General features: G+C 80.4%; 1 protein-coding gene. It reads right to left on the bottom strand.

The genetic code is table 11. The annotated features are described in order from the left end of the window. Positions 1 to 536: AAA family ATPase (locus GPJ59_RS36770; protein WP_374201019.1), on the bottom strand; the 536-nt coding region annotated here is incomplete at its 3' end. Positions 537 to 627: the final 91 nt, after the last annotated feature.

Below are 627 nucleotides of genomic sequence, written 5' to 3'. Positions count from 1 at the left end.
GCGCCGCGGTGCCGGGCGAAGGCGTACGCGGAGACGCCGCGGCCGCGGGCGGCCTGCCCGGCCAGGGCCTCCTGCGGGGTGGCGTCCAGGAGCAGCAGGTGCAGGGCCTTGCCGCGGCGCCGGGCGGCCCGGGCGAGCAGGGCGCGCACCCAGGTCTGCGTACCGCAGTCGTGGACGACGAGCGAGGTGCCGGAGACCGCGGCGCGCCACAGCCCCCAGTAGTGCGCGACCCGCACGGCGGGCCGGAACACGGCGTACGGCAGCCGGCTGGGCATCCTGCGCTCCCAGCGCTCGCGCACGTCCTGCGAGTCGATCCCGCCGCCGGGCGCGGCCCGCTTGATCAGCGTGGACTTGCCCCCGCCGGGCAGCCCGGAGACGACCACGACGTCCCCCTCGCCGAACGCGAGCCGGTCCGGCCCGGTCTCCCGCCCCCGCAGGTCGCGCACGGTCACCCGGCGGGCGGCGGGGTCCGCACCCGCCACACCGGGGTCCGCACCCGCCACGCTGGGGGACAGCGCCGGGGCGCCGGGGGTCACCGTCGGGGCGCCAGGAACCGCCTGCGCGCCCGAGGCCGCCGCCTGCGCGAGCGCGCCGGACCGAGGCCCGTCCGATCGCGGCACCTCGGAC

Source organism: Streptomyces bambusae, assembly GCF_019400985.1.
In the GTDB taxonomy this organism is placed as follows: domain Bacteria; phylum Actinomycetota; class Actinomycetes; order Streptomycetales; family Streptomycetaceae; genus Streptomyces; species Streptomyces bambusae_A.
The sequence above is the reverse complement of the archived record's forward strand: the minus strand, read 5'-3'. Positions and strand labels throughout refer to the sequence as shown.